Origin of the sequence: Azonexus sp. (genome assembly GCF_030824335.1) — a bacterium.
Lineage (GTDB): Bacteria > Pseudomonadota > Gammaproteobacteria > Burkholderiales > Rhodocyclaceae > Azonexus.
On the sequence record NZ_JAVBXX010000007.1, the window covers coordinates 156,323 to 180,220 of the forward strand.

At 55.8% G+C, this 23,898-nt stretch carries 16 protein-coding genes and 2 tRNA genes; 6 read left to right on the forward strand and 12 right to left on the reverse strand.

Annotated features, from left to right (window positions below; translation table 11 throughout):
• Window positions 1-359: 359 nt before the first annotated feature.
• Genes RCI20_RS04600 through RCI20_RS04610 form a run of 3 tightly spaced genes read right to left on the reverse strand, consistent with a single transcriptional unit; the run spans window position 360 to window position 3,234 of the window.
• The gene (locus tag RCI20_RS04600) at window positions 360-1,790 is read right to left on the reverse strand and encodes a LutB/LldF family L-lactate oxidation iron-sulfur protein (RefSeq protein ID WP_306603390.1); all 1,431 of its coding nucleotides are present in this window, start codon (window positions 1,788-1,790) and stop codon (window positions 360-362) included.
• Window positions 1,787-2,455: a lactate utilization protein C gene (locus tag RCI20_RS04605; RefSeq protein ID WP_306603391.1), complete on the reverse strand. Its 669-nt coding sequence runs from the start codon at window positions 2,453-2,455 to the stop codon at window positions 1,787-1,789. The genes RCI20_RS04600 and RCI20_RS04605 overlap by 4 nt, the downstream gene beginning before the upstream one ends.
• Window positions 2,452-3,234, reverse strand: a complete 783-nt coding sequence (locus RCI20_RS04610) for a (Fe-S)-binding protein (protein ID WP_306603392.1) — start codon at window positions 3,232-3,234, stop codon at window positions 2,452-2,454. The genes RCI20_RS04605 and RCI20_RS04610 overlap by 4 nt, the downstream gene beginning before the upstream one ends.
• A gap of 174 nt (window positions 3,235-3,408) precedes the next feature.
• On the opposite strand from RCI20_RS04610, the gene RCI20_RS04615 reads away from it, so the two are divergent.
• Entirely contained in the window at window positions 3,409-4,176 is a 768-nt protein-coding gene (locus tag RCI20_RS04615) for a GntR family transcriptional regulator (protein WP_306603393.1), read from the forward strand.
• A 34-nt stretch (window positions 4,177-4,210) separates the two neighbouring features.
• A complete protein-coding gene (ppsA, locus tag RCI20_RS04620) occupies window positions 4,211-6,586 on the forward strand; it encodes a phosphoenolpyruvate synthase (RefSeq protein ID WP_306603394.1) in 2,376 nt (791 codons plus the stop codon).
• A 77-nt stretch (window positions 6,587-6,663) separates the two neighbouring features.
• On the opposite strand, the gene RCI20_RS04625 is transcribed toward ppsA, so the two are convergent.
• The 5 genes from RCI20_RS04625 to RCI20_RS04645 all read right to left on the reverse strand — a co-directional run bounded on the left by RCI20_RS04625 (window position 6,664) and on the right by RCI20_RS04645 (window position 12,797).
• Entirely contained in the window at window positions 6,664-8,811 is a 2,148-nt protein-coding gene (locus tag RCI20_RS04625) for a tetratricopeptide repeat protein (protein ID WP_306603395.1), read from the reverse strand.
• Window positions 8,812-9,349: 538 nt separating this feature from the next.
• A complete protein-coding gene (locus RCI20_RS04630; protein WP_306603396.1) occupies window positions 9,350-9,817 on the reverse strand; it encodes a glycine zipper 2TM domain-containing protein in 468 nt (155 codons plus the stop codon).
• A 204-nt stretch (window positions 9,818-10,021) separates the two neighbouring features.
• On the reverse strand, window positions 10,022-10,522 hold the full coding sequence (locus RCI20_RS04635) for a hypothetical protein (protein WP_306603397.1): 501 nt from the start codon (window positions 10,520-10,522) through the stop codon (window positions 10,022-10,024).
• A gap of 221 nt (window positions 10,523-10,743) precedes the next feature.
• Window positions 10,744-10,828: transfer RNA gene (locus tag RCI20_RS04640), tRNA-Leu, on the reverse strand.
• 124 nt (window positions 10,829-10,952) lie between these two features.
• Entirely contained in the window at window positions 10,953-12,797 is a 1,845-nt protein-coding gene (locus RCI20_RS04645; RefSeq protein WP_306603398.1) for a PAS domain-containing sensor histidine kinase, read from the reverse strand.
• A gap of 220 nt (window positions 12,798-13,017) precedes the next feature.
• Between RCI20_RS04645 and typA the strand changes: the two genes are divergently transcribed.
• Entirely contained in the window at window positions 13,018-14,859 is a 1,842-nt protein-coding gene (typA, locus tag RCI20_RS04650) for a translational GTPase TypA (protein WP_306603399.1), read from the forward strand.
• A 179-nt stretch (window positions 14,860-15,038) separates the two neighbouring features.
• Here typA and RCI20_RS04655 read toward each other — a convergent pair whose 3' ends face one another.
• From RCI20_RS04655 to RCI20_RS04665, 3 genes are all read right to left on the reverse strand, one after another.
• Window positions 15,039-16,853: a bifunctional diguanylate cyclase/phosphodiesterase gene (locus RCI20_RS04655; RefSeq protein ID WP_306603400.1), complete on the reverse strand. Its 1,815-nt coding sequence runs from the start codon at window positions 16,851-16,853 to the stop codon at window positions 15,039-15,041.
• A 91-nt stretch (window positions 16,854-16,944) separates the two neighbouring features.
• A complete protein-coding gene (gene moaA, locus RCI20_RS04660) occupies window positions 16,945-18,009 on the reverse strand; it encodes a GTP 3',8-cyclase MoaA (protein WP_306603401.1) in 1,065 nt (354 codons plus the stop codon).
• A gap of 133 nt (window positions 18,010-18,142) precedes the next feature.
• Window positions 18,143-18,218 (reverse strand) — tRNA-Asn (locus RCI20_RS04665).
• A 77-nt stretch (window positions 18,219-18,295) separates the two neighbouring features.
• On the opposite strand from RCI20_RS04665, the gene RCI20_RS04670 reads away from it, so the two are divergent.
• Window positions 18,296-19,963 carry an AsmA-like C-terminal region-containing protein gene (locus RCI20_RS04670; RefSeq protein ID WP_306603402.1) on the forward strand — a complete coding sequence of 556 codons (1,668 nt, stop codon included), beginning with the start codon at window positions 18,296-18,298 and terminating at the stop codon, window positions 19,961-19,963.
• A 45-nt stretch (window positions 19,964-20,008) separates the two neighbouring features.
• Here RCI20_RS04670 and RCI20_RS04675 read toward each other — a convergent pair whose 3' ends face one another.
• Window positions 20,009-21,214, reverse strand: a complete 1,206-nt coding sequence (locus RCI20_RS04675) for an amino acid aminotransferase (protein WP_306603403.1) — start codon at window positions 21,212-21,214, stop codon at window positions 20,009-20,011.
• Window positions 21,215-21,297: 83 nt separating this feature from the next.
• On the opposite strand from RCI20_RS04675, the gene uvrB reads away from it, so the two are divergent.
• Window positions 21,298-23,370 carry an excinuclease ABC subunit UvrB gene (gene uvrB, locus RCI20_RS04680; RefSeq protein WP_306603404.1) on the forward strand — a complete coding sequence of 691 codons (2,073 nt, stop codon included), beginning with the start codon at window positions 21,298-21,300 and terminating at the stop codon, window positions 23,368-23,370.
• Window positions 23,367-23,849, forward strand: coding sequence for a low molecular weight protein-tyrosine-phosphatase (locus tag RCI20_RS04685; protein WP_306603405.1), 483 nt, complete (start codon window positions 23,367-23,369; stop codon window positions 23,847-23,849). Before uvrB ends, RCI20_RS04685 begins: the two co-directional genes overlap by 4 nt.
• The last annotated feature ends 49 nt before the right edge of the window (window positions 23,850-23,898 follow it).

Sequence of the window (23,898 nt, forward strand, 5' to 3'; positions counted from 1 at the left end):
TTGCTGCGGTCGACCGCAGAAACAGGCATTTTCTTTATGCTCTTGGGTCAAGCCGTTGTTTTTTTGGCTGCAAAACTCGAATGTTTTTACTTCCCAGGCAGTGCCATCACACCGCAACGCTTTTCCGGGCCCCTTGAGAGGCGCTGAGCAACGCAGGAGTGCCGGGGGCAGTCTGCTGGCGTTGTTTGAGCCGTAGGCGAGTTTAGCCAGCAGCCCGGCATTTCGAGTAGCGCAAGGGACCGGGCAACGCCCGGCGCCGACCCAGGGGTCGCCTTTTCTTTGCTTACTTTCTTTTGGCGAAGCAAAAGAAAGTGAGACGCGCCGCAGCGCGGAACCCCAAGTGTAAAACTCGGAAACCATTACCCCCGTTCCCTTAACATATCCCGTAACCGTTTAGGCGCCGGCTTCAACGGCACGCGAACACTCGTCCACGCCCCTTGCTTCGACGGCATCAACCAGCCAAATCGGCTGCCCAGCCAGGTCACCACCCCGTACAGCGCCGGTGAGCGATAAACCGCCGCCCAGCTCCGCCAAACCGAAGTCATCAAGCGGCTATAACCCGCGCCCTGTCCCCGCATCACCGGATCAGCATGCGGCTTCGAAAAAGCCTCTTCCCGCAGACGCATCAGCAGTTCCGGAATCGGAATTTTCACCGGGCAGACCTCGCCGCAGGCGCCACAGAGCGACGAGGCGGTGGCCATGGATGAGGTTGCTTCCAGTCCCAGCATGTGCGGCGAGATGATCTTGCCGATCGGGCCGGGGTAGGTCGTGCCGTAGGCGTGGCCGCCGATGCGGGTGTAGACCGGGCAGTGGTTCATGCAGGCGCCACAGCGGATGCATTGCAGGGTCTTGCGCAGTTGTTCGTCGGCGTAGGCCTGGCTGCGGCCGTTGTCGAGCAGCACCAGGTGGACTTCTTCAGGGCCATCCTTCTCGCCGGGTTTTCTTGGCGAAGAGATCATGTTGAAGTAGGTCGAGATGTTCTGGCCGGTGGCCGAGCGGGTCAGCAGTGACAGCAGGGGCGGCACGTGTTCGAGCTTTTCGACGATCTTCTCGATGCCGGTGATGGCAATGTGGATCGGCGGCGCCGTCGTGCACATGCGGCCGTTGCCTTCGTTTTCGACCAGACACAGCGTGCCGGTTTCGGCGACGGCGAAATTGACGCCGGAGAGGCCGATGTCGGCTTCGAGGAATTTCTGCCGCAGCACGTTGCGGCCGATCTGGATCAGCGCGTCGACGTTGTCGGTGTAATCGACGCCCAGCACCTTGTCGGCGAACAGGCGGGCGATTTCCTCCTTGGTCTTGTGGATCGCCGGCATGATGATGTGCGACGGCTTCTCATTGGCCAGCTGGACGATGTACTCGCCCATGTCGGACTCCAGCGCGCCGATGCCGGCGGCTTCGGCGGCGTGGTTGAGCTCGATTTCTTCGCTGACCATCGACTTGCCCTTGACCATCAGCTTCGCCGAATGGCGCTGGCAGATGCCGAGGATGATGGCGTTGGCTTCGTCCGGCGTTTCCGCCCAATGCACCTGGACACCGTTGCGGGTCAGGTTGGCTTCAAGGCGTTCGAGCAGCTCGGGCAGTTTGGCCAGGTTGTACTGGCGGATGGCTTCGCCCAGCGAGCGCAGGCTTTGCAGTTCCTCGTCGTCGGGGAATTGCGCGGCGCGCTTGCTCATCAGGAAATCCATCGCGCCACGGAAGCTCTGGCGCAGGAAGGGATTGTCGACAACCGCCTTGGAGCGGGCGCGGAAGCCTTCGCTTGGCTTGAAATGGATGGGCTGGGCGTTCATTGTTCGCCCTCCAGCAACAGCACGATCAGTTCTTTCGGACCGTGCGCGCCGTAGGCCAGCGTCTGCTGGATGTCGGCGGTCTTCGACGGGCCGGAGATCAGCAGCGAGTTGGTCGGCAGGCCATCCTGCCAGCCTTCGGCGGTCATCGCCTCGTAGAAGGTGTTGTAGATCTTCGTTGCGTCGAGCAGCACGACATGCACCGGCGGTACCAGCGACATCAGGCGGGGTTCCAGTGCATCCGGCCACAGGATCAGCGTGCCGGTTTCGGCAATGGCGGCACGGGCGGCGGTCAGGCTGGCCGGCGTGGCGTTGAACATCTCGCTCTTCCAGGCTTCGATGGCCATGTCGTAGACGCTGCACTCGACGCCGCGCGGCGGCAGTTCGTCGAGCGCGACCTCGCCGTGCGGCGTACCTTCGGCGACCAGCAAACGGTCGATGCCACGGGTCTTCAGCGCGGCGTGCAGCGTGTCCAGCCAGTTATCGGCGGTTACCGCGTGAACTTCGGCATGCGCGAGTTCAATGAAATGGCGGAAACGGGCGACCTTTTCGGCGCCGGATTCAACGGGGCGATGGCCGGCGAACCAACTGGCGACGTCGGGCAGTGATTTTGCGGTCGACGGCTGGTTTTTGCGCAAATTGCCGAGAATGCGATCGCGGGCGCTCATTTGCTTGTCCTCCGCAGTAAAAAACTGGCGATGTGTTCGCCGGGCAGGCTCGGTGTCGTCCGGCCTTCCTGCGCGTCCTTCCAGGCGGCGTGGCCGAGGATGTTCATCAGGCAGCCGCAGTCGGCGCTGACGACGCGCTCGGCGCCGGTTGCCTTCAAGGCCTTGACCTTGTCTTCGACCATCGCGCCGGAAATTTCTGGCTGCTTGATCGAGAAGGTGCCGCCAAAACCGCAGCATTCGGATTCGTGATCCTGCTGCGCCAGGTTAACGTTTTTCAGGTCACCAATCAGTTGGCGTCCAGTCAGATGCACGCCCATTTCGCGGCGGGCCGAGCAGGAGGTGTGGAGCACGACGGTGCAGTCGCTGCCGCAGTCTTCCGGCTTGAAATTCAGTACGTCGACGAGGAACTGCGTCAGTTCGTAAACCCGTACCGACAGCTTTTCCGCCTGCGCCTTGCGTACCGGGTCGGCGGCGAACAGCATCGGGTAGTGGTGCTTCATCATGCCGGCGCAGGAGCCGGACGGGACGACCACCGGCCAGTCTTGCGGAAACAGCGTCAACTGGTGCGCAGCGACCTTGCGTGCCTCGTCGGGAAAACCGCTGGTATAGGCCGGTTGACCGCAGCAGGTCTGTTCTTCCGGGAAGTGCACGCGGATGCCCTGGCGTTCGAGCAGGGTGATGGCATCCATGCCGGCACCGGGATAAAACTGGTCGATCACGCAGGTGGCGAAAAAGTAAACGTCGGCCGGACGAGGCGGCAGAGTTTTGCTTTGGGTCATCTTGTCTCCGGTCTGGATTTGTTTATGGATCATTGGTAAGACCAATAATTCGTGGGGTGAAAATTTACGTGAAAACCGCGACTTGGTCAATGATAAGTGAAGATTCTGATGCTTGCACTTTCCAATTTTGCTGTTTAGAATGTGTTGGTCTTACCAATCAATGTGGTCATACCAATGCCAAGCAAGGTTCAGGTTCCGCGTATTTCAGATGCTGTCGCTTCGACGCTGGAGCGGCGCATTCTCGAAGGCTCTTTGAAGCCGGGTGATCGCTTGCCGCCCGAGCGCGAGCTGGCGCTGGAGTTTGGCGTGTCCCGTCCGAGCCTGCGCGAAGCGATCCAGAAGCTGGCTTCGAAGGGTATGGTGCAGAGCCGGCAAGGTGGCGGTACCTATGTCACTGCCGTACTCGAAGCGAGTTTCTTCGACCCTTGGCAGGAGATGATGGGGTCTTACCCGAATCTGCGTGACGACATCCTCGAATTCCGCCGCATGCTGGAAGGCCAGGCCGCCGAATGGGCCGCCGAGCGCGCTACCGATGCGGATTTGCTGCGTCTCGAGCAGGCCTTCCAGGCACTGCAGGACTCTTTTCAGGTGGACGACACGGAAAAACGTTCGGCTGCCGACATCGCCTTTCACCAAGCCATCGGCGACGCTGCGCACAATGTACTGACTGGCCATCTGGCGGGCGCCTTGCTGCGCCTGATGCACGACAACATCCGCCTCAATCTCGGTGAATTGAAGAGCGTGCCAGCTGCCGGCAAGTTGCTGATCAGCCAGCATGCCGCGATCTATACCGCGATTGTCGACAAGAAGCCGCAGGCTGCGCGTGTCGCGGCTGAAACCCATATCGACTTCGTGCGCGAAACGCTGGCCCAGACGCTGCGTTCCGTCGCCCGCCGCGAGACGGCCGAGCGCCGCCTGAATACTGATTTCTCAACCTCCTGATTTTTTCAAATTCCACCCCCGAAAGGACAATGCAATGGAAGCCCTGGTAATCCCCTTCGAAAAATTGCGCATGAACGACGTCGACCAGGTTGGCGGCAAGAATTCGTCGCTCGGCGAAATGATCAGCCAGCTCGCCGATACCGGTGTGCGCGTGCCGGGCGGCTTCGCCACGACGGCGCATGCCTACCGCGTCTTCCTGGCGCAATCGGGCCTGGATGCCAAGATCAACGCCGTGCTCGATGCGCTCGATGTCGAAGATGTCAACGCGCTGGTCAAGGCCGGCGCCGAGATTCGCCAGTGGATCATCGACACGCCGTTCCCGATGGACCTGACCATCGCCGTCACCGAGCAGTATCAGCGCCTGGTCGCCGATTCCACCGCCGACATGTCCTTCGCCGTGCGCTCTTCCGCCACCGCCGAGGATCTGCCGGATGCGTCCTTTGCTGGCCAGCAGGAAACTTTCCTGAACATCGTCGGCCTGGAAAACATCATGCACGCGATCAAGGAAGTGTTCGCGTCGCTGTACAACGACCGCGCCATTTCCTACCGTGTGCACAAGGGCTTTATCCACGCCGACGTCGCGCTGTCCGCTGGCATCCAGCGCATGGTCCGCTCCGACAAGGGCGCTGCCGGCGTGATGTTCACGCTCGACACCGAATCCGGCTTCCGTGACGCCGTCTTCGTCACCTCCAGCTACGGCCTGGGCGAAACGGTGGTGCAGGGCGCGGTCAATCCGGACGAGTTCTACGTACACAAGCCGATGCTGGAGCAAGGCAAGAAGGCCGTGATCCGCCGCAATCTGGGCTCGAAGATGATCAAGATGACCTTCGCTGCCGAAAAAGTCGCCGGCAAGTCGACGATCACCGAAGAAGTCGAGGAAAGCCTGCGTCACCAGTTCTCGATCAATGACGAAGAAGTCATGGAACTGGCCCGCTACGCGATGATTATCGAAAAGCACTACGGTCGTCCGATGGACATCGAGTGGGGCAAGGACGGCGTTGACGGCAAGCTGTACATCCTCCAGGCCCGCCCGGAAACCGTGCAGTCGCAGGCTTCTGCCGGCAAGCAGGAAAAATTCAAGCTGAAGTCCTTCTCCAAGGTGCTCGCCTCCGGCCGCGCCATCGGCCAGAAAATCGGCGTCGGCCCGGTGCGTATCGTCAAGGACCCGAAGGAAATGGATCAGGTCAAGCCGGGTGACGTGCTCGTCGCCGACATGACCGACCCGAACTGGGAACCGGTGATGAAGCGCGCTTCCGCCATCGTCACCAACCGTGGCGGCCGTACCTGCCACGCCGCGATCATCGCCCGCGAACTGGGCATCCCGGCCATCGTCGGCTGCGGCGACGCGACCGAGACGCTGAACGAAGGCGACATCGTCACGGTTTCCTGCACTGAGGGCGACACCGGCCACGTCTATCGCGGTAGCCTCGACTTCGAAATCACCACCCGCGACATCTCGGCCATGCCGGACGTCCCGGTCAAGGTCATGATGAACGTCGGCAATCCGGAACTGGCGTTCGAATTCGCCCAGTTGCCGAACGCCGGCGTCGGTCTGGCCCGCGTCGAGTTCATCATCAACAACGTCATCGGCATCCATCCGAAGGCCATTCTCGACGTCGAGCGCCTGCCATCCTCGAAGCGCGAAGAAATCAAGCGCCGCGCCCGCGGCTATGCCAGCCCGAAGGACTTCTTCGTCGAGAAGCTGGTCGAAGGCGTATCCACCATCGCCGCCGCCTTCTGGCCGAACCCGGTGATCGTCCGCCTGTCCGACTTCAAGTCCAACGAATACCGCAAGCTGCTCGGCGGCGACCTGTACGAGCCGGAAGAAGAAAACCCGATGCTCGGCTTCCGCGGTGCCTCGCGTTACGTCGCCCAGTCCTTCCGCGACTGCTTCGAAATGGAATGCCGCGCGATGAAGCGCGTGCGTGAGGAAATGGGCCTGACCAACGTGCAGTTGATGGTCCCGTTCGTGCGCACCGTCGGCGAAGGCCAGGCGGTCGTCGACCTGCTGGCCGAACACGGCCTGAAGCAGGGCGAACACGACCTGAAGCTGATCATGATGTGCGAAATCCCGTCTAACGCGCTGCTGGCCGACGATTTCCTGAAAATCTTCGACGGCTTCTCGATCGGCTCCAACGACCTGACCCAGCTCACCCTCGGCCTCGACCGCGACTCCGGTCTGGTCGCCAACCTCTTCGACGAACGCGACCCGGCCGTCAAGATGCTGCTGGCGATGGCGATTTCCGCCGCCAACAAGGCTGGAAAATACATCGGCATCTGCGGTCAGGGGCCATCCGACCACCCGGATCTGGCCGAATGGCTGATGGATCAGGGGATCTCGTCGATCTCGCTGAATCCGGATACCGTCGTCGATACCTGGACGCGGCTGGCGACGCATAAAAAGGGCTGATTTTTGCGGTCGACCGTGAAAATTCGGTAAAAACGAGAAAGGCCGGGAGCGATCCCGGCCTTTCTGTCATCGGGTGGTCAGGTGTTGGATGGTCGATTGCCTTGGTACTCCGCCCAAAGCCGGTCTACCAATTCACGGAAGCCAATGTCTTCGGGAATCGAATGTTGAGCGATGTCGTCGAGCGTACCTTTGTAGAGCATTTCACCGCCGTTCTCACCCGCAGCCAGCGCGTTGTGGAAAGCTTGTTCAACCGCCTGTGGCTTGCCCAGGAGCCATTGAACATAGGCCAGATTTCCCAAAGCCATTCCCCATTGCGGTTTTCTCTTCAAGCAACCTTGCAGGCTTTCCTTAGCCCACGTCAGATAATCGAGAGCGAGATCCCGGTTCGTCCAGTTTTTCTTGGCAAGCAATAGGTGACTAAAGCCCTTGCCATTCATAGTTTTGGCGACCAGTTCGCGGAGTGCGGGAGTTTTGTCGTCGGCGTAGGTGGCGATCAACTGGTCGTAGAGGGCGATTGCCTCTTCGTTTTTCTCCATTTTCCCGAGTGTGACCGCCTTGTTGGACATGGCTTTAGCGACTAGCTCGCGGAGTGCGGGAGTCTTGTCGTCGGCGTAGGTGGCGATCAACTGATCGTAGAGGGCGATTTCCTCTTCTTTTTTCTCCATTTTTCTGAGCCGGACCGTCTTGTTGAACATGGCTTGAGCGACCTGCTCGCGGAGTGCGGGAGTTTTGTCGTCGGCGTAGGTGGCGATCAACTGGTCGTAGAGGGCGATTGCCTCTTCGTTTTTCTCCATTTTTCCGAGTGTGACCGCCTTGTTGGATATGGCTTTAGCGACCAGCTCGCGGAGTGCGGGAGTTTTGTCGTCGGCGTAGGTGGCGATCAACTGGTCGTAGAGGGCAATTTCCTCTTCGTTTTTCTCCATTTTCCCGAGTGTGACCGCCTTGTTGAACATGGCTTGAGCGACTAGGTTGCGGAGTGCGGGAGTTTTGTCGTCGGCGTAGGTGGCGATCAACTGGTTGTAGAGGGCGATTGCCTCTTCGTTTTTCTCCATTTTCCCGAGTGTGACCGCCTTATTGGACATGGCTTGAGCGACCAGGTTGCGGAGTGCGGGAGTTTTGTCGTCGGCGTAGGTGGCGATCAACTGGTCGTAGAGGGCAATTTCCTCTTCGTTTTTCTCCATTTTCCCGAGTGTGACCGCCTTGTTGAACCTGGCTTGAGCGACCAGGTTGCGGAGTGCGGGAGTTTTGTCATCGGCGTAGGTGGCGATCAACTGGTCGCAGAGGGCGATTGCCTCTTCGTTTTTCTCCATTTCCCCGAGCAGGACCGCCTTGTTGCCCATGGCTTTGGCGACCTGTTCGCGGAGTGCGGGAGTATTGTCGTCAGCGTAGGTGTCAATCAACTGGTCGTAGAGAACGATTTCCTCTTCGGTTTTTCCCATTTGTCCGAGCGTGAATGCCTGGTTAAAGATCGCCTGTGCTGAGTTAACTAAGCTTGCCGTCGGGACTTTAGTTGCCTTTTCCCAATACAGGGTTGCCTCTTCCAGTTTTCCTGCTTTGTAGGCGGCGAACGCCCGTGTATTCCAGTCATCGAATGAATAGTTGTTTTCAGGAATGTCTTTTAGCTCGTCTGTGCGGCGAAGAAGTGTTTTGGTATCTTTGTCGTTATCTGGATTTGGCGATGTATCCGATTGCATAAGGCCAATGGTCTTCTGCGTTCTTTCAATGACGGCTTGTGCTTCTGTCGCGCTGTCTTGAACGCTCTGGACAGAGTGGTTGATGTTGTCGCGTGCATGGGAATGAAGTGAATCAATCTTGGCTCGTAGTTCTTTTTCGTTTTCAGCAAACCAGTTGCTAGCGGTTTCCTTAGCCTCACGCTTGGCTTTTGCGACTACTGAGAAATAGCCTACCAAACCGCCAGAAGCAAGAAGAACGGTGATCAGAATGCTGATCCACCCGCTGATAGCGGTGAAGCGGTCGACAGCGTTACCAATATCGCTCACCCGGTTTACCTGATCGTCAATCCGCTTGTCGATGGCATCGAGGCGCTTCCACTGTGCCTCGATGTCTTTTTGCAGCAACTCTCTACCACTATCGATCCTCAGTTGTAACAGCTCTTTTTGCGCATCAAGGTCATCCTTGTTTATTTCAGCAGCAACTGATGGCAGAGCACAGGTGAGCGAGAAGCTGATGATCATCAGGCGCACGAAGTTGAGTGGGGAGGGCATGATATCTGGGCGATTGTAGGTATCGCTGGGTATGACAAGAGCCACTGATTATGCCATCCGCTCAGTATTGGGTGCAGAAAGATCTGGTGCGCTTGGTTCGGATTCGTGAGACCGCCCGCAACTCTTGCACCTGGATGTTGAGCGTTTCGACGAGATGCAGCGGCTTGACCATCCGTCCCATGAGCTTCTCCTGATGGATAGTGAGCGTTACGACTTGCCGGAAGCCTTGCTTTCTGGTTGCCGCGGGACTGGGCAAACGAATCCTGTTCACCGCATTGCTGGCTGAAGACGCGGTTGGCGACGCACAAAAAGGGCTGATTTTCACGGTCGACCGTGAAAATTCGGTAAAAACGAGAAAGGCCGGGAGCGATCCCGGCCTTCTTTTGTCTGTTGGTTAATTGATAGCCTACCTCTGCTATTCGGCCAGAGTCTCCGCTAAGCTCGGTCATGCCGCATGGCCTGCGACTCACAGTTTCGCCAAATGTTGAGTCGGTGCTCCGCCCAGCGCCCGTTGCACCAGGCCGGATCCGGCTGCTAGTTAGTAGCCAGCCATATTGCCGCCCACGATACTGCCAAGCACCGCGCCAACTGCGGTACTTACGACGCGGCCATTTCCGTTGCCGAACTGGTTGCCAATAAGCCCACCCGTTACGGCGCCGATGGCTTGTCCCGCGAAGCGGTTCGTGTTGTCGTACTGATAGGGGGCGGGCCGTTCCACATAGCGAGGCGCTGGCTGCGAATAGACACGCGGCTCCTCTTGATAGTAAACCGGGCGATCGCGGTATACAACGCGTTCACGATAGGCCACGGGCGGAGGCGCATAGGCCACTGGTGCTGCCTGATAAATTACGTGCGGCGCCTCGTACATTGGTTGCACCATGACCCGCTCAATCCGATGACGATGGTGGCGCCCCCTGTGATCGCCGTCATCCCAACGGTGATCGGCAAAGACATTGGCGCTGAAAAGGGTGCTGGCGATTGCGGCTGGAATCCATAGCTTGTTCATGATTTTTCCTGAAAGAAAAAGGTGTCTGTCAGCTATAACGCACTCGCTCGGGGGTTGGCTTACAGGAGCAAGGTAAGAATTTGTAACCACGCTACCCACAAGTCGCATCCATCTGCATCTCCGCCAGATTTAGATGCGGCCGCCAGGCTAGGGGCCGAATCTGGTTTCGATGCGGTGGGCCAGTTAATGAGGGAGCGTCATTAATTACAACCCAGCCAGATCTTTGCGCATGCGCTCGATTCGCTGTTGTTCTACGTCGATCTGAACGCTGTATTTTTGGGTAACCGCCTGCATTTCCACGGAGATGCTTTGTTCCAGCGTTGCGCCGGCGAGGTTGTTGTTGGCTAGGGATTTTCGTGCCCTCAGTATTGCCAATTCACTATCCATCTGCTGTTCCAGGCCGGAGATGCGGTTCTCGCTGAGCTCTATTTCATAACGCAATTCTGCGCGACGTCTTTCCTTCTCTCTTGCGGCAAGGTACTCCTTGTCGCGCCGAAGTCGAGCAGCGGTTTCTGTTTCTTGCGGCTGAGTGGCGGGAGATTCAGGCGGTGGCGCCTTGGGCAAGGGCGAATCGGGTGGTGCCTGTGCAATGCATGGTTTGTCCTGATAAACGTAACCGGACGATTTCTTGCACTTGTAGGCGGCAGATGCAGGGAAGGAAAGCACACTTGCCAGCAATGCGGCGATCAGGGTTCTCGTGATCATTTATGGCCTCGTCAAGATGAGTCGATTATCCTCAGTAATTCTCCGCTCAAGCAATCAGCATTGGGTTTTTTACGATCCGTCTCATTTTTTGCGGTCGACGACAAAATACAGCCAAAAACCTCTGGGCTTCGAAAAATCATGGTTTTGCAAGTGTACGTACAAAAGGCCAGAATCCTTGGCACCCAAGGATTCTGGCCTTTGAAATTTTTTCAACTAGCTTATGGTGCTCTGGGCGAGACTCGAACTCGCACACCTTGCGGCACTACCCCCTCAAGATAGCGTGTCTACCAATTTCACCACCAGAGCTTTAATTAAGCATGCACCAAGCGGTGAGGACCGCCGGGAAGGGCGCGAATTCTAATGGAAATAAATGAAAAATTGAAGGGTTGCTCAGATATTTTTTGCTGAAAATAACAGTGGGGTTGAGTGTTCATGCTGTTTTTTGTGCTAACCAGTGAAGTATTAGCGCATAGAGTTCATCGACTTCGTAGGGTTTTGCGATGAAGTCGTTCATGCCGGCATCAAGACAGCGCTGGCGATCTTCGGCAAATGCATTTGCGGTCATCGCGATGATCGGCAAGTTTGTGCCTTGGGGCATTTGCCGTATTTTTCGAGTTGCTTCCAGACCGTCCATCAGTGGCATTTGCATGTCCATCATGATGAGGTCGTAGGGGTGATGATTCAGCTTGCTCAGTGCAGATTCGCCGTCTTCTGCAGTGTCGACCGCAAGACCGGCTTCTTCGAGAACAAGCTGAGCGATTTCCCGGTTGATGGGTTCGTCTTCCACTATCAGAATGCGTTGCCCTGCGTGTTTCGTCTGTAGCTGTGAGAGTGCATTTGCTGTGTTTTCCTGCAAGGCTGCCCGGTTAGTTATCGGACATTTTTTCAGGTTGACGGTGAACCAGAATGTGCTGCCAACGCCTAACTGACTCTCCGCGCCGGCATTTCCTCCCATCAGTTCGGCCAGCTTGCGCGCGATGACCAACCCCAGTCCCGTGCCGCCATAGAGCCGGGAGATGCTGGTATCTGCTTGTTCGAACGGGGTAAATAGTCGTGGCAGCGTTTCAGGTGCGATACCGATGCCGGTATCCTGAACCTCAAAACGCATCGTGGTATGTGTTTCTGTTTCGCTGACGACTCTTGCCCGCAGGACTATGCGGCCCCGTTCGGTGAACTTGATCGAATTGTTGGCGAAGTTGAGCAAGATTTGCCGGATGCGTGTTGGGTCCCCCGAAATATCGGCCGGGTCGTCTGCGCATTCGACGGTCAGGGAAAGTTGTTTGTCCTGTGCGCGATCATGCAGCATCGCTGCCGCTTCTTGTAGTAACGGGGCGACGTGCAAGGGAATTTCTTCGATGATGAACTTGTTGGCTTCGATCTTCGATAGATCAAGGATCGCATCAATGACACCAAGCAGATGTTGTCCTGCAGCCTCCAACTTGCCGAGTTTTTCCTGTTGTTCCTGCCTGAGTCCGGATTTTCGGAGCAGGTAGGCCATCCCTGATATTGCATTCAAGGGGGTGCGGATTTCGTGCGACATGTTCGCCAGAAAAACACTTTTGGCCACGTTGGCAGCCTCGGCTGCTGCTTTGGCCTCACCAAGTTCTTCCGTGCGCTGGGCGACCAGCAGTTCCAGATGCTGGCGATATTTCCAGAGTTCTTCTTCAGCCGCAATCTGTTCGGTGACATCACGCGAAATGCCGAATGTGCCGTAGGTTGAACCATCTTCACGATAGAGCGGCCCTTTGGTGGCCATGAAAATACGTGCACCTTGAGCGGTATCGACCCGTTCTTCAACGGTGATGGCAATATTTTCATCAATGATCTTGCGGTTGGTTTCCTGCAGCATTTGTGCCTGATCTGCCGGGAACAATGCTCTGTCGTTCTGCCCGATGATCTCGCTGGCAGGTTTGCCCAGGTAGCGGCTTGCTGCGTTATTGACCACCAGATAGCATCCCTCGCGATCTTTGGCGAAAATTGCATCGGACGATGCATTGGTGATTGTTTCGACTAGATTGAGGGCGGTCAGGCGGTCTTCAAGCGCTTTGGCATGGCGAGCCCAGGCGCGTTGTTGCAAGAGATAAAGCAGGATTGAAGTGACGGCGATGAATAGCAGTCCCTTGAGAATACTGAAGTAGGGTGTATCGGCCAGATCAACCGACTGGAAAAGAAGCTTGTCGGAAAAAATGATCCAGAGGGCTGCGACAACGGCGTAAATACCAACCACACGTCGTATGGCCTGATGGTGATCGTTGTCGAGTTGCTTGATTGGCATGGTGGATATTTTGACGCAAACGCTGGGCAATGGGGCTTAGGGTAGCTTACACGTCTATGCAGAGCGAACGGTGGACGATCATCCGTGAAACTCGCCTGACTTGAATATTCTCGCAACAATGCACCATAAAATAAGGGAATAATTCATTGCGAGATGATGTTGCGGCGCAGCATGGGGTGTTAGAATCACGCCTTTGATTTTTTTGGCCAAATTCGCTCCCATGTCCGCTCGTCCTATTCGCAACATTGCCATCATCGCCCACGTTGACCACGGTAAAACTACCCTGGTTGACCAACTTCTCCGCCAGTCCGGCACCTTTGCCGCTCACCAGCAACTGGTCGAGTGCGTCATGGATTCCAACGATCTGGAAAAAGAGCGCGGTATCACGATTCTTTCCAAGAACACCGCCGTCGAATATGAAGGCGTCCATATCAACATCGTTGATACCCCGGGTCACGCGGACTTTGGTGGTGAAGTCGAGCGCGTGCTGGGCATGGTCGATGGCGTGGTGCTGCTGGTTGATGCGGCTGAAGGCCCGATGCCGCAAACCCGTTTCGTGACCAAGAAGGCACTGGCCCTTGGTCTGCGTCCTATCGTGCTGGTCAACAAGGTTGACCGTGATGGTGCAGATCCCGATCAGGCAGTCAATCTGACTTTCGACCTGTTCGACAAGCTGGGTGCTTCGGACGAACAACTGGATTTCCCGATTGTTTATGCTTCCGGCCTCAACGGCTGGGCTGCGATGGAGCTGGATCAGCCGCGCGAGAACATGAAGCCGCTGTTCGACACCATCCTGCGCCACGTGCCGGCCCCGGATACCGATATCGAAGCACCGCTGCAGTTGCAGATCACTGCACTGGATTATTCGTCCTATGTCGGTCGTATCGGTGTCGGCAAGATCAATCGCGGCAAAGTCAAGACCGGTCAGAACGTGCTGGTCATGTTCGGTACCGAAGAAGAAGCTGCCGAACACGAGCGCACCCCGATCAAGGCCAAGATTGGCCAGGTTTTTGGTTATCGCGGTTTGAACAAGATTGAACTGGACGAAGGCCACGCTGGCGACATCGTGCAGATCACCGGTATTGAGGATCTGGTGCTGGGTTGCACCGTGACCGATCCGGAACAGCCGGAATCGCTGCCGCTGCTGAAGATCGACGAGCCGACCCTGTCCATGCAATTCATGGTCAATACCAGCCCGCTGGCCGGTACCGAAGGCAAGTTCGTCACCAGCCGCCAACTGCGTGACCGCCTGCACAAGGAACTGTTGACCAATATGGCGCTGCGCGTCCATGACACCCCGAATGGTGACGTCTTCGACGTGGCTGGCCGTGGCGAACTGCACCTCGGCATCCTGCTGGAAAACATGCGTCGCGAAGGCTATGAACTGGCCGTTGGTCGTCCGCGCGTCGTCAAGAAGACGGTCAATGGCGTCGAGTGCGAACCGTACGAAATGCTGACGGTTGACGTTGAAGAAGACACCCAGGGTGGCGTCATGGAAAGCCTTGGCATGCGCAAGGGTGACCTGCAGGACATGGTGCCGGACGGTCGTGGTCGTGTCCGTATCGAATACCGCATCCCGGCCCGTGGCCTGATCGGTTTCCAGGGCGAGTTCATGAACCTGACGCGCGGCAATGGCCTGATGAGCCACGTGTTCGATGAATACGCGCCGGTCAAGGATGGCAGCGTTGCCGAACGTCGTAATGGCGTGCTGATCTCCCAGGACAATGGCGAAGCTGTTGCCTACGCGCTGTGGAAGCTGCAGGATCGCGGTCGCATGTTCGTCAGCCCGGGCGACAAGCTGTATGAAGGTATGATCATCGGTATCCACAGCCGTGAAAATGACCTCGTTGTGAACCCGATCAAGGGCAAGCAACTGACCAACGTTCGTGCCTCCGGTACCGACGAAGCCGTTCGCCTGGTGCCGCCGATCCAGCTCAGTCTGGAAGCTGCAGTCGAGTTCATCGACGAAGACGAACTGGTCGAACTGACGCCGAAGTCGATTCGTCTGCGTAAGCGTTACCTGACCGAAATCGAACGCAAGCGCTCGGTGCGCGGTCTGTAAGCACGGCTTGGTATGATGCGCTTCTGCCAGCCTTGTCGGGGTTTGGTGCAGCGCCACAGAAAGGCGGCCCGTTGGGTCGCCTTTTTCATTGGACTGTCGATTTTCTTTACTTTGCTGGGGATGGTAACCGACCCGGTCAACGGCATCGGTTTCTGCAAAATTTATCCCTGATCGCCGAGTTATTCGCTGCTTTTTTGATTATTGCGGTCAACCAGGAATTTTTCGGCAAATTCATCGGCAGCAATCGGTTGGCTGATCAAGTAACCCTGAATGATGTCGCAATCCAGTTTTTGCAAGGCCTCCAGTTGTTCCGTGGTTTCAACACCTTCGGCAATGACTTTTAACGACAGGCTGTGTGCCATGGCTATGATTGCCTTGACCAGTGCTTGGTTGCTCTCTGCTTTGTCCTTGTGGGTCAGTTCCCTGATAAACGAGCGGTCTATCTTCAGTCTTGCGACGGGCAAACGTTGCAAGTAGGAGAGGGATGAATAGCCGGTACCGAAGTCATCCAGTGCGATGGTGATGCCCGCCGCACGCATGCGTTCCAGTTGCTCGATACTGTCGCCTTCGGGGTCAAGAACCACAGATTCGGTAATTTCGACTTCGAGTGCGGAGGTTGGCAGACCAGTGGCATTCAGCTTGTCGAGGATGAAATTCGATACGGATGGTCGCCAGAATTGCCTTGGCGAGAGATTGATTGCGATCGCCGGAATCTTCCCGAAGCGATCCTGCCATTGGGCTATCTGCTCTATGGCCTGAGTAATCACCCATTCTCCGATGGGGATGATCAAGCCGCATTCCTCGGCGACTGGAATGAACTGGTCTGGCGGAATTCTGGATGTTCCGTCACTCCAGCGCAGCAGTGCTTCAGCACCAATCAGTTGTCCATCAACGGCGGATACCTGCGGCTGGAAGTAGAGTTCGAACTGTCTTTTCTGCAGCGCCTTGCGCAAACGGGTTTCCAGCGATACGCGCAGGTGGATGCGCTGATCCATTTCTGAGGTATGCGTTCGAATGGCATTGCCGCCGGAGGATTTGGCCGCATACATCGCCGTATCGGCGTGGCGGAGCAGGGTCTCACCATCAATGGCATCATCCGGGAAAAGGCTGATTCCGATGCTTGCACTGGTAAAGAAGTCGAGATCACCACCGTTTAGCGGTTCTGCGATGCTTTCCTTGATTGACTGGGCAACTGCCATTGCATCGGCGGAGTCGATCATCGGGTTGAGCAATACGATGAATTCATCGCCCCCTTGGCGGTACAGGCAGCTATTGGCTGGCAAGTTTTGTTTCAGTCTCAGGGAAACAGCTTGCAGCATTTGATCGCCGGCGCGATGGCCAAGCGTGTCGTTAATGTTCTTGAAGCGATCAAGATCAATGAAGAGTACAGCCAGGCGCTGATCATTTTCATATCCATCATTGATCGCGCTTTGCAGATGTTCGGCAAATAGAAGCCGGTTTGGCAAGCCGGTAAGTGCATCGTGTTGGGCAAGAAACTCCAGTTCTTCCTGATGATTTTTGCGTTCGGTAATGTCGGTTACCGATCCGACCATCTGGTAGGCCGTTCCTTGCTGGTCGCGGACCGCCAGCCCACGAGATGCGATCCAGAGATATCTGCCATCGCTGGCCAATACGCGATACTCACAATAAAAATGGTCGGTTTCGCCTTTTATGTGGCGGGATACTGCCCGGTTGTAGTCGGCGACATCGTCAGGGTGTACCAGTTTTAACCAGGCATGAGTGTCGGGAAGGAAGTCTTCCCTGTAGCCGAGTATCTGCAACAGGCGTGTGCCAACCAGCAATTGTTTGGTGACCGGGTTCCATTCCCAGAATCCGTCGTGTGCTGCCAGCATGGCCAGGTTATAGGCGCGTTTGATGGAGCGAAAGTGGCGATATTCCAGATAGCCAAGTCCGGCAAGCGAAAGGCCTGTCAAGGCTAGTGCCAGGCCGGAAATCATGCCCGGTTGGAAAAAATTGAAAATCAGGCTGGCCAATACGGCTGCCAAAGCAAAAGTTGCCAGAAACGGGTGCTGGAGTGATGAGTTCCAGGGAAGGCGTGTGTTTGGCATCGGCTTGTGGCGGTTTTCAGCCGCCTGTCATCGACATGAAGCGGACAACTTGTGGGGCATCCATTTGTTGCGTGAAATCATGCCCAAAGGGTTTGATTCCCATGCTGTCTACGATCGCCTGACGTAGTGCCGCATCATCTGTGCCGGTGCGCAATACGGGCAACAGGTTGAGTGCATCATTTTGCCCCAGACAAGGATAGAGCTCCCCCTTGGCGGTGACACGGACACGGTTGCAGGTGTCGCAAAAGTTGTGACTGTGTGGGGAAATGAAGCCGATACGCGACTCGCTGCCAGGAATTCGCCAATAGCGAGCAGGGCCCCCTGAACTCTCGGTCGATGGAAGCAATTCGAAATGTCGGCCAAGCAGTGCAAGGGTTTCCTCGGACGAGATATATGTGTTGTTCCGGCCATGGATTTCGCCAAGGGGCATTTCTTCAATGAAGGATATATCCAGTTCTTTGGTCATGGCAAAACGGACCAGATCGACGAATTCATCGTCATTGGTACCCCGCATCATGACAGTATTGAGTTTTGTCCGTCGAAATCCAGCGTTTGTCGCCGCATCAATGCCGCGCAATACTTTATCTAGGTCACCAATCCGGGTGATTTCCTTGAATCGTTCAGGCTTGAGTGTGTCGAGACTGATGTTGAGTCGCCGGACACCCGCGGCTTTCAATGGTGCCGCAAAGCGCTCCAGTTGGGAGCCGTTGGTGGTTAGCACTAGATTTTCCAGGCCAGCCAAGGCTCCTAGCCGCTCAATCAGCCACATGACGTTCTTGCGTACCAGAGGTTCTCCGCCGGTAATGCGTAATTTCGTGACACCTAGATCGACGAAGGTTTTTGCGACTTGAAGTGACTCTTCCAGACTCATGACTTCCTGGCGCGGCAAAAAAGTCATTTCTTCAGCCATGCAATAAGTGCATCGAAAATCACAGCGATCAGTAATCGACAGGCGAACGTAGGTTACATGGCGCCCATATTTGTCGACCAGCGTTCCCGTCGCATGGCTGGCATTGCCGACTATTGGCGAGGAAGCAAGCGAGGCCGGGGAGAGTTCTGTATGGGGAGTTTCGTTACGCATGCTGCAGATTATCATTACTCGGCTGGAAGCCAACAAGTGGGTAAATCAAAAATGCTTGCAGGTCGCAGTGTGTTAAACCATATTCTGAAAAGCAAAAAACCCAGTCATCGACTGGGTTTTTTGCTTGAAACTATGGCTCCCCGACCTGGGCTCGAACCAGGGACCTACGGATTAACAGTCCGGCGCTCTACCGACTGAGCTATCGAGGAACAGAAGCGCGCATTATAAGAGTAGAATCCAGCTTCGTCAAACGTTTTTGGTCGATTACGGAATTGGAAATTAGTCGATGAATGCCGGTGTGGTCTATGCGAAAACCCCAATCGGAGAGGAGGCCGTTCGTCAGAGTACGCGGGTTGTTCAGCGTAACCTGAGAATGGTTCTGGTCCAGGTGGATGGAAAGCTCAGCGTCGGTGAGCTCTCGGCCAAAATCGGCAATGCCAATCTGGTTGAAGGTGCGATTTGTGAATTGGAAAAGGGAGGCTATATTGTTCCCTTGGCACAAGCTGAATCGGCTTGGGAGATGGGCTTGCAGGTTGTACGCAAGGAGCAGCTCTCGGCCAGTTCCCAGTTTTCAACTTTCGGTTCCGCCAAAGGACCGGCAAGTCTTGCATCGGCGCATAGTCAGTCGAGTAAATTCTCTTCATTTGGTAAGCCTGTACTTCCAGCGCCGGAAAGTAGCAACAAAAAGTCTGAGAGAGTCAAGGTTGCTGCGCTTAAAGAGTCCAACGATCTTGCGCCATCCGGGAATCATCGTTCCCTAATCGCCATGATTTTTGCTGGCTTGATGGCAATATTGCTGCTTTGTATTGTCGTTGCGGCGTTTTATCCGTATCAACGTCATAAGCTTGGTCTTGAGCAAACGCTTTCTGCTGCCTTGCAGATTCCCGTAAAAATCGATGATGTATCTCTGAAACTGCTGCCACGTCCGCATCTTTCTCTCCAAGGAATTCGTCTGGGGGAGGGGCAGGGCCGGCTTGCGGTGATTCAGATACATGAACCATGGAAGCTCATATTGGGTGGTATGGGTACAGCAGAAGAGATCTCCGTTGTTGATCCTGTGCTTCCCGTTCATTATTTGCTTGCTTTTGCAAACCTGACTACGGCTAAACCCTTTTCATCAAGTATGTTGCGTCGGATTGCCGTAAGTAATCTTGCGGTCAACACGGGGGCGTCGATTATTTTTGGCCCGTTGAATGGGAACCTGGATTTTGTTTCCGGAAAATTTTCCAGTGCAACATTGGAAACACCGGAGCGTAGTTTGCTGCTCAAAGCGCTGCCTGACGCTGCGGGTATTGCGCTTTCGATTGAAGGACGTGCCTGGCGCCCCGCAGGATTGCCGATCAATTTTGCATCGTTGCAGGCCAAGGGGCTTTTACGAGCGGATAAGTTGAGTGTTTCTGAAATTGATACCACGTTTCTTGGCGGCTTGCTCAAAGGGGACTGGACCTTGTCTTGGGGCAGCGAGTTGAGTATGAGTGGCATGGGGTTTCTGGCGCGTATTGATATGCGCAAGGTTTCTGCTGATCTGGCCCCATTGATGAACGTTGAAGGTGATTTGAGTGGAACTTTGCGTCTGCAGAGTCGAGGCGCTGATTGGGGGAGCCTGTGGCGTGCGGCAACAGCACAAATCGATGCAGAAATTGTCCGTGGCGTTATCCATGGGGTGAACTTGGGTGAAGCAGCGCGCGGGGCTGCGGGGACGACTGTACATGCCGGAATCACCAAGTTTGACAAGCTCAATGCTGGTATCAGCATTGATGCCAGCCATGTTGCTGTGCGAAACGTTCAACTGGATGCCGGCGTGATGACAGCAACAGGGCAATTCGTCGCAACCAGAGAGGGTAGTGTGGATGGTCGCTTGTTACTGATCGCCCGTTCTTCCGTTGCGAGTGCGCGTGTTCCGCTGGCCTTGAGTGGTCGTTTGCCAAACTTGACGCTTGTCACGGAAAAGTAAAAAGGGCGGGAAAACTCCCGCCCTTTTGGTTATTTCAGAAAGTTGTTACTTGGTTACAGTAGCGATGGCTTGGGCGACGTAACCGAGGTTCTTGGTATTCAGTGCCGCCAGGCAGATGCGTCCGGTCGACACGGCGTAGATACCAAATTCTTCCTTCATGCGTTCAACTTGAGCGGCGGTCAGGCCGGTGTAGGAGAACATGCCGCGCTGCTGGGCGACAAAGGAGAAGTCCTGAGGGCAACCGGTTGCCTTGATGGCTTCAACCAGACCGGAGCGCATGGCGCGAATACGATCACGCATGCCTGCCAGTTCAGCTTCCCACTGGGCACGCAGTTCGACTGATGCGAGCACGGAAGACACCAAGGCGCCACCGTGGATCGGCGGGTTGGAGTAATTGGTGCGAATGACGCGCTTGACTTGCGACATGACGCGCGCCGACTCTTCCTTGGATGCGGTGACGACGGACAAGGCACCAACACGTTCGCCGTACAGCGAGAAGTTCTTGGAGAACGAGCTGGAGGCGAAGAATTGCAAGCCGGATGCCGAGAAGGCGCGGATGGCCACGGCGTCATCATCGATGCCATCGGCAAAGCCTTGGTAGGCCATGTCGAGGAAGGGTACCAGTCCACGTTCCTTGCAGATGGCGACAACTTCTCCCCACTGGGCGTCGCTCATGTCGGCGCCGGTCGGGTTGTGGCAGCAGGCGTGCAACAGGACCACGGAGCCCGGTGCCATCTTGTTGAGGTCGGCCATCATGCCGGTAAAGTTCACGCCACGGGTGGCGGCGTCGTAATAGGCATAGTCCTCGACGATGAAACCGGCGGCTTCAAACAGGGCGCGGTGGTTTTCCCAGGACGGGTTGCTGATGTAAACCTTGGCATCCGGATTCAGACGCTTCAGATAGTCGGCACCAATTTTCAGGGCGCCAGTACCGCCAATGGCTTGTGCCGTGATGACGCGGCCGGCAGCGAGCAGTTCAGAGTCTTTGCCGAACAGCAGGTTCTGGACAGCGGTATTGTAGGCAGCCGCTCCTTCAATCGGTTGATAACCACGCGGTGGAGCAGCCTTCAGGCGGGTTTCTTCAGCGGATTTGACGGCGGCAAGCAGCGGAATCTTGCCGTTATCGTCGAAATAAACGCCAACACCCAGGTTGACCTTGGTATCGCGGGCGTCCGCGTTGAAGGCTTCATTCAGACCGAGGATAGGGTCGCGCGGGGCCATTTCTACCGCAGCGAAGATCGAAGATGACATAGAGACTCCGTGGAATAATATGAACTGATATGAACTGTTTCGTCCGGCACCTTTGCCGGACGTCAAAACCCTAAAATTTTAGCATGAGCGAAACCCAGACACCCGTCCCAGTTGTGACCTTCGAGGGCAGTCCTTACCGATTGCATCAACCTTTTCCTCCTGCTGGTGACCAACCAGAGGCGATTCGTTTGCTCGTCGAGGGCGTGGAGGATGGCCTTGCCTTCCAGACGCTGCTTGGCGTGACGGGGTCCGGCAAGACTTACACGATGGCCAATGTCATCGCCAGAACCGGCCGTCCGGCGCTGATACTGGCGCCGAACAAGACGCTGGCCGCCCAGTTGTATTCCGAGTTCAAGGAGTTTTTTCCGGAAAACTCGGTTGAGTATTTCGTTTCTTACTACGATTACTATCAGCCGGAGGCTTATGTGCCGTCACGCGATCTGTTCATCGAGAAGGATAGTTCGATCAACGATCATATTGAGCAAATGCGCTTGTCAGCTACCAAAAGTCTGATTGAGCGGCGCGACGTAGTGATCGTCGCCACCGTGTCGTGTATCTACGGTATTGGGGATCGTGACGAATATCACAACATGATCCTGACGATGCGTGTCGGTGACAAACTGGACCAGCGCGACATCGTCAAGCGCCTGACCGACATGCAGTACGAGCGCAACGACATGGATTTTCATCGCGGTATCTTTCGCGTGCGGGGGGACGTCATCGACATCTTCCCCGCAGAACATGCCGAACACGCCATTCGGGTTTCCTTGTTTGACGACGAGATCGAGAATTTGCAGTTTTTTGACCCGTTGACCGGACAATTGCTGCACAAGGCGCTGCGTTTTACGGTTTTCCCGGCGTCGCATTACGTCACGCCGCGTGCTACGGTGGTGCGTGCCATTGAGGCGATCAAGCAGGAGTTGCGTGAACGCATCGATTTCTTCACGAAAAATGACAAGCTGGTGGAAGCGCAGCGCATCGAGCAACGGACCCGCTTCGATATTGAAATGCTCGACCAGATTGGTTTCTGTAAAGGCATCGAGAATTACTCGCGGCATTTTTCCGGACGCAAGGCCGGGGAGTCGCCACCGACCTTGATCGATTATCTGCCCCGTGATGCATTGATGTTTATCGACGAGTCGCACGTCAGTATTGGTCAGGTTGGCGGGATGTTTAAGGGCGATCGCTCGCGCAAGGAAAACCTGGTCGATTACGGTTTTCGCCTGCCATCGGCACTCGACAATCGGCCATTGCAATTCAATGAGTTCGAGGCGCACATGCGCCAGACAGTGTTCGTTTCGGCAACGCCAGCAGATTACGAGAATCAGCATGCTGGTCAGGTGGTCGAGCAGGTGGCACGTCCCACTGGATTGATTGATCCAGAAGTGATTGTTCGGCCGGCAACGACTCAGGTTGACGATTTGCTGGGTGAAATCACCAAGCGTGTGGAAGTGGGGGAGCGTGTGCTGGTCACAACCTTGACCAAGCGCATGGCGGAAGATCTGACGGATTTTCTGGCCGATAATGAGATCAAAGTGCGCTATCTGCATTCAGATATCGATACGGTCGAACGCGTTGAAATCATCCGAGATTTGCGCTTAGGCGAATTCGACGTGCTGGTCGGGATCAATTTGCTGCGTGAAGGACTGGATATTCCTGAGGTTTCGCTGGTCGCTATTCTCGATGCCGATAAAGAAGGTTTCCTGCGCTCCGAACGCTCCTTGATTCAAACCATTGGTCGGGCGGCGCGGCACATTCATGGCACAGCCATCCTTTACGCTGATAGGATTACGCAATCCATGCAGAAAGCCATCGCCGAGACGGAGCGGCGACGCGAAAAGCAGATCGCATTCAACCTTCAGCACGGCATTGTTCCTCGTGGGGTGTCAAAGAAAATCAAGGACATCATCGACGGGGTATACAACGCCGAATCGGCCCAGACCGAGCTGAAGGCAGCACAGCAGCGTGCGGTCTACGAAGCTATGGATGAAAAAACCGTTGCCAGGGAAATCAAGCGCCTGGAAAAGCAGATGCTTGAGTGCGCAAAAAACCTGGAATTCGAAAAAGCGGCGGCGGCCCGTGACGAACTGTTCAGGCTCAGGGAGCAGGTATTCGGCGCGGCGCAGCACGACCCTGATGGAGAGGCAAGGAAATGAACTATCGCGTGCTACTTGTCTGCATGGGCAATATCTGTCGTTCGCCGACAGCCGAGTGTGTATTAAGAAAATTCATAAAAACCAATAGCTTGGGAAGCAAAATTGAAGTTGACTCCGCTGGAACGCACGGTTACCACGTCGGAGAAGCACCGGATTCTAGAACTCAGCGCGCAGCATCAATCCGCGGTTACGATCTTTCCCAATTAAGGGCGCGCAAGGTGGCTGGTCAGGATCTTGACTATTTCGACCTGATTTTGGCAATGGACAAAAGCAATCTTGATAATCTGCAGCGTATGGCAACGCCGGAGCAACTACCCAAAATTCGACTGTTTATGGATTACGCACAAAATTTTGACGACGATGAGGTTCCCGATCCGTACTATGGCTTGGGTCATGGCTTCGATCTGGTGCTGGACATGGTTGAGGATGCCGCAAAAGGCGTGGTTGATGATCTAAAAAAGAAGGTTGCAAGCGGTTGAGCTTGTGGTTTCTACTGCCGTAAAAAAGGGCGTCTCACGGACGCCCTTT

What these genes read in the sequence shown, in the direction of transcription:
- RCI20_RS04600 (WP_306603390.1), bottom strand. Translation starts at nt 1,790, where the DNA reads ATGAACGCCCAGCCCATCCATTTCAAGCCAAGCGAAGGCTTCCGCGCC.
- RCI20_RS04605 (WP_306603391.1), bottom strand. Translation starts at nt 2,455, where the DNA reads ATGAGCGCCCGCGATCGCATTCTCGGCAATTTGCGCAAAAACCAGCCG.
- RCI20_RS04610 (WP_306603392.1), bottom strand. Translation starts at nt 3,234, where the DNA reads ATGACCCAAAGCAAAACTCTGCCGCCTCGTCCGGCCGACGTTTACTTT.
- RCI20_RS04615 (WP_306603393.1), top strand. Translation starts at nt 3,409, where the DNA reads ATGCCAAGCAAGGTTCAGGTTCCGCGTATTTCAGATGCTGTCGCTTCG.
- ppsA (WP_306603394.1), top strand. Translation starts at nt 4,211, where the DNA reads ATGGAAGCCCTGGTAATCCCCTTCGAAAAATTGCGCATGAACGACGTC.
- RCI20_RS04625 (WP_306603395.1), bottom strand. Translation starts at nt 8,811, where the DNA reads ATGCCCTCCCCACTCAACTTCGTGCGCCTGATGATCATCAGCTTCTCG.
- RCI20_RS04630 (WP_306603396.1), bottom strand. Translation starts at nt 9,817, where the DNA reads ATGAACAAGCTATGGATTCCAGCCGCAATCGCCAGCACCCTTTTCAGC.
- RCI20_RS04635 (WP_306603397.1), bottom strand. Translation starts at nt 10,522, where the DNA reads ATGATCACGAGAACCCTGATCGCCGCATTGCTGGCAAGTGTGCTTTCC.
- RCI20_RS04645 (WP_306603398.1), bottom strand. Translation starts at nt 12,797, where the DNA reads ATGCCAATCAAGCAACTCGACAACGATCACCATCAGGCCATACGACGT.
- typA (WP_306603399.1), top strand. Translation starts at nt 13,018, where the DNA reads ATGTCCGCTCGTCCTATTCGCAACATTGCCATCATCGCCCACGTTGAC.
- moaA (WP_306603401.1), bottom strand. Translation starts at nt 18,009, where the DNA reads ATGCGTAACGAAACTCCCCATACAGAACTCTCCCCGGCCTCGCTTGCT.
- RCI20_RS04670 (WP_306603402.1), top strand. Translation starts at nt 18,296, where the DNA reads ATGAATGCCGGTGTGGTCTATGCGAAAACCCCAATCGGAGAGGAGGCC.
- RCI20_RS04675 (WP_306603403.1), bottom strand. Translation starts at nt 21,214, where the DNA reads ATGTCATCTTCGATCTTCGCTGCGGTAGAAATGGCCCCGCGCGACCCT.
- uvrB (WP_306603404.1), top strand. Translation starts at nt 21,298, where the DNA reads ATGAGCGAAACCCAGACACCCGTCCCAGTTGTGACCTTCGAGGGCAGT.
- RCI20_RS04685 (WP_306603405.1), top strand. Translation starts at nt 23,367, where the DNA reads ATGAACTATCGCGTGCTACTTGTCTGCATGGGCAATATCTGTCGTTCG.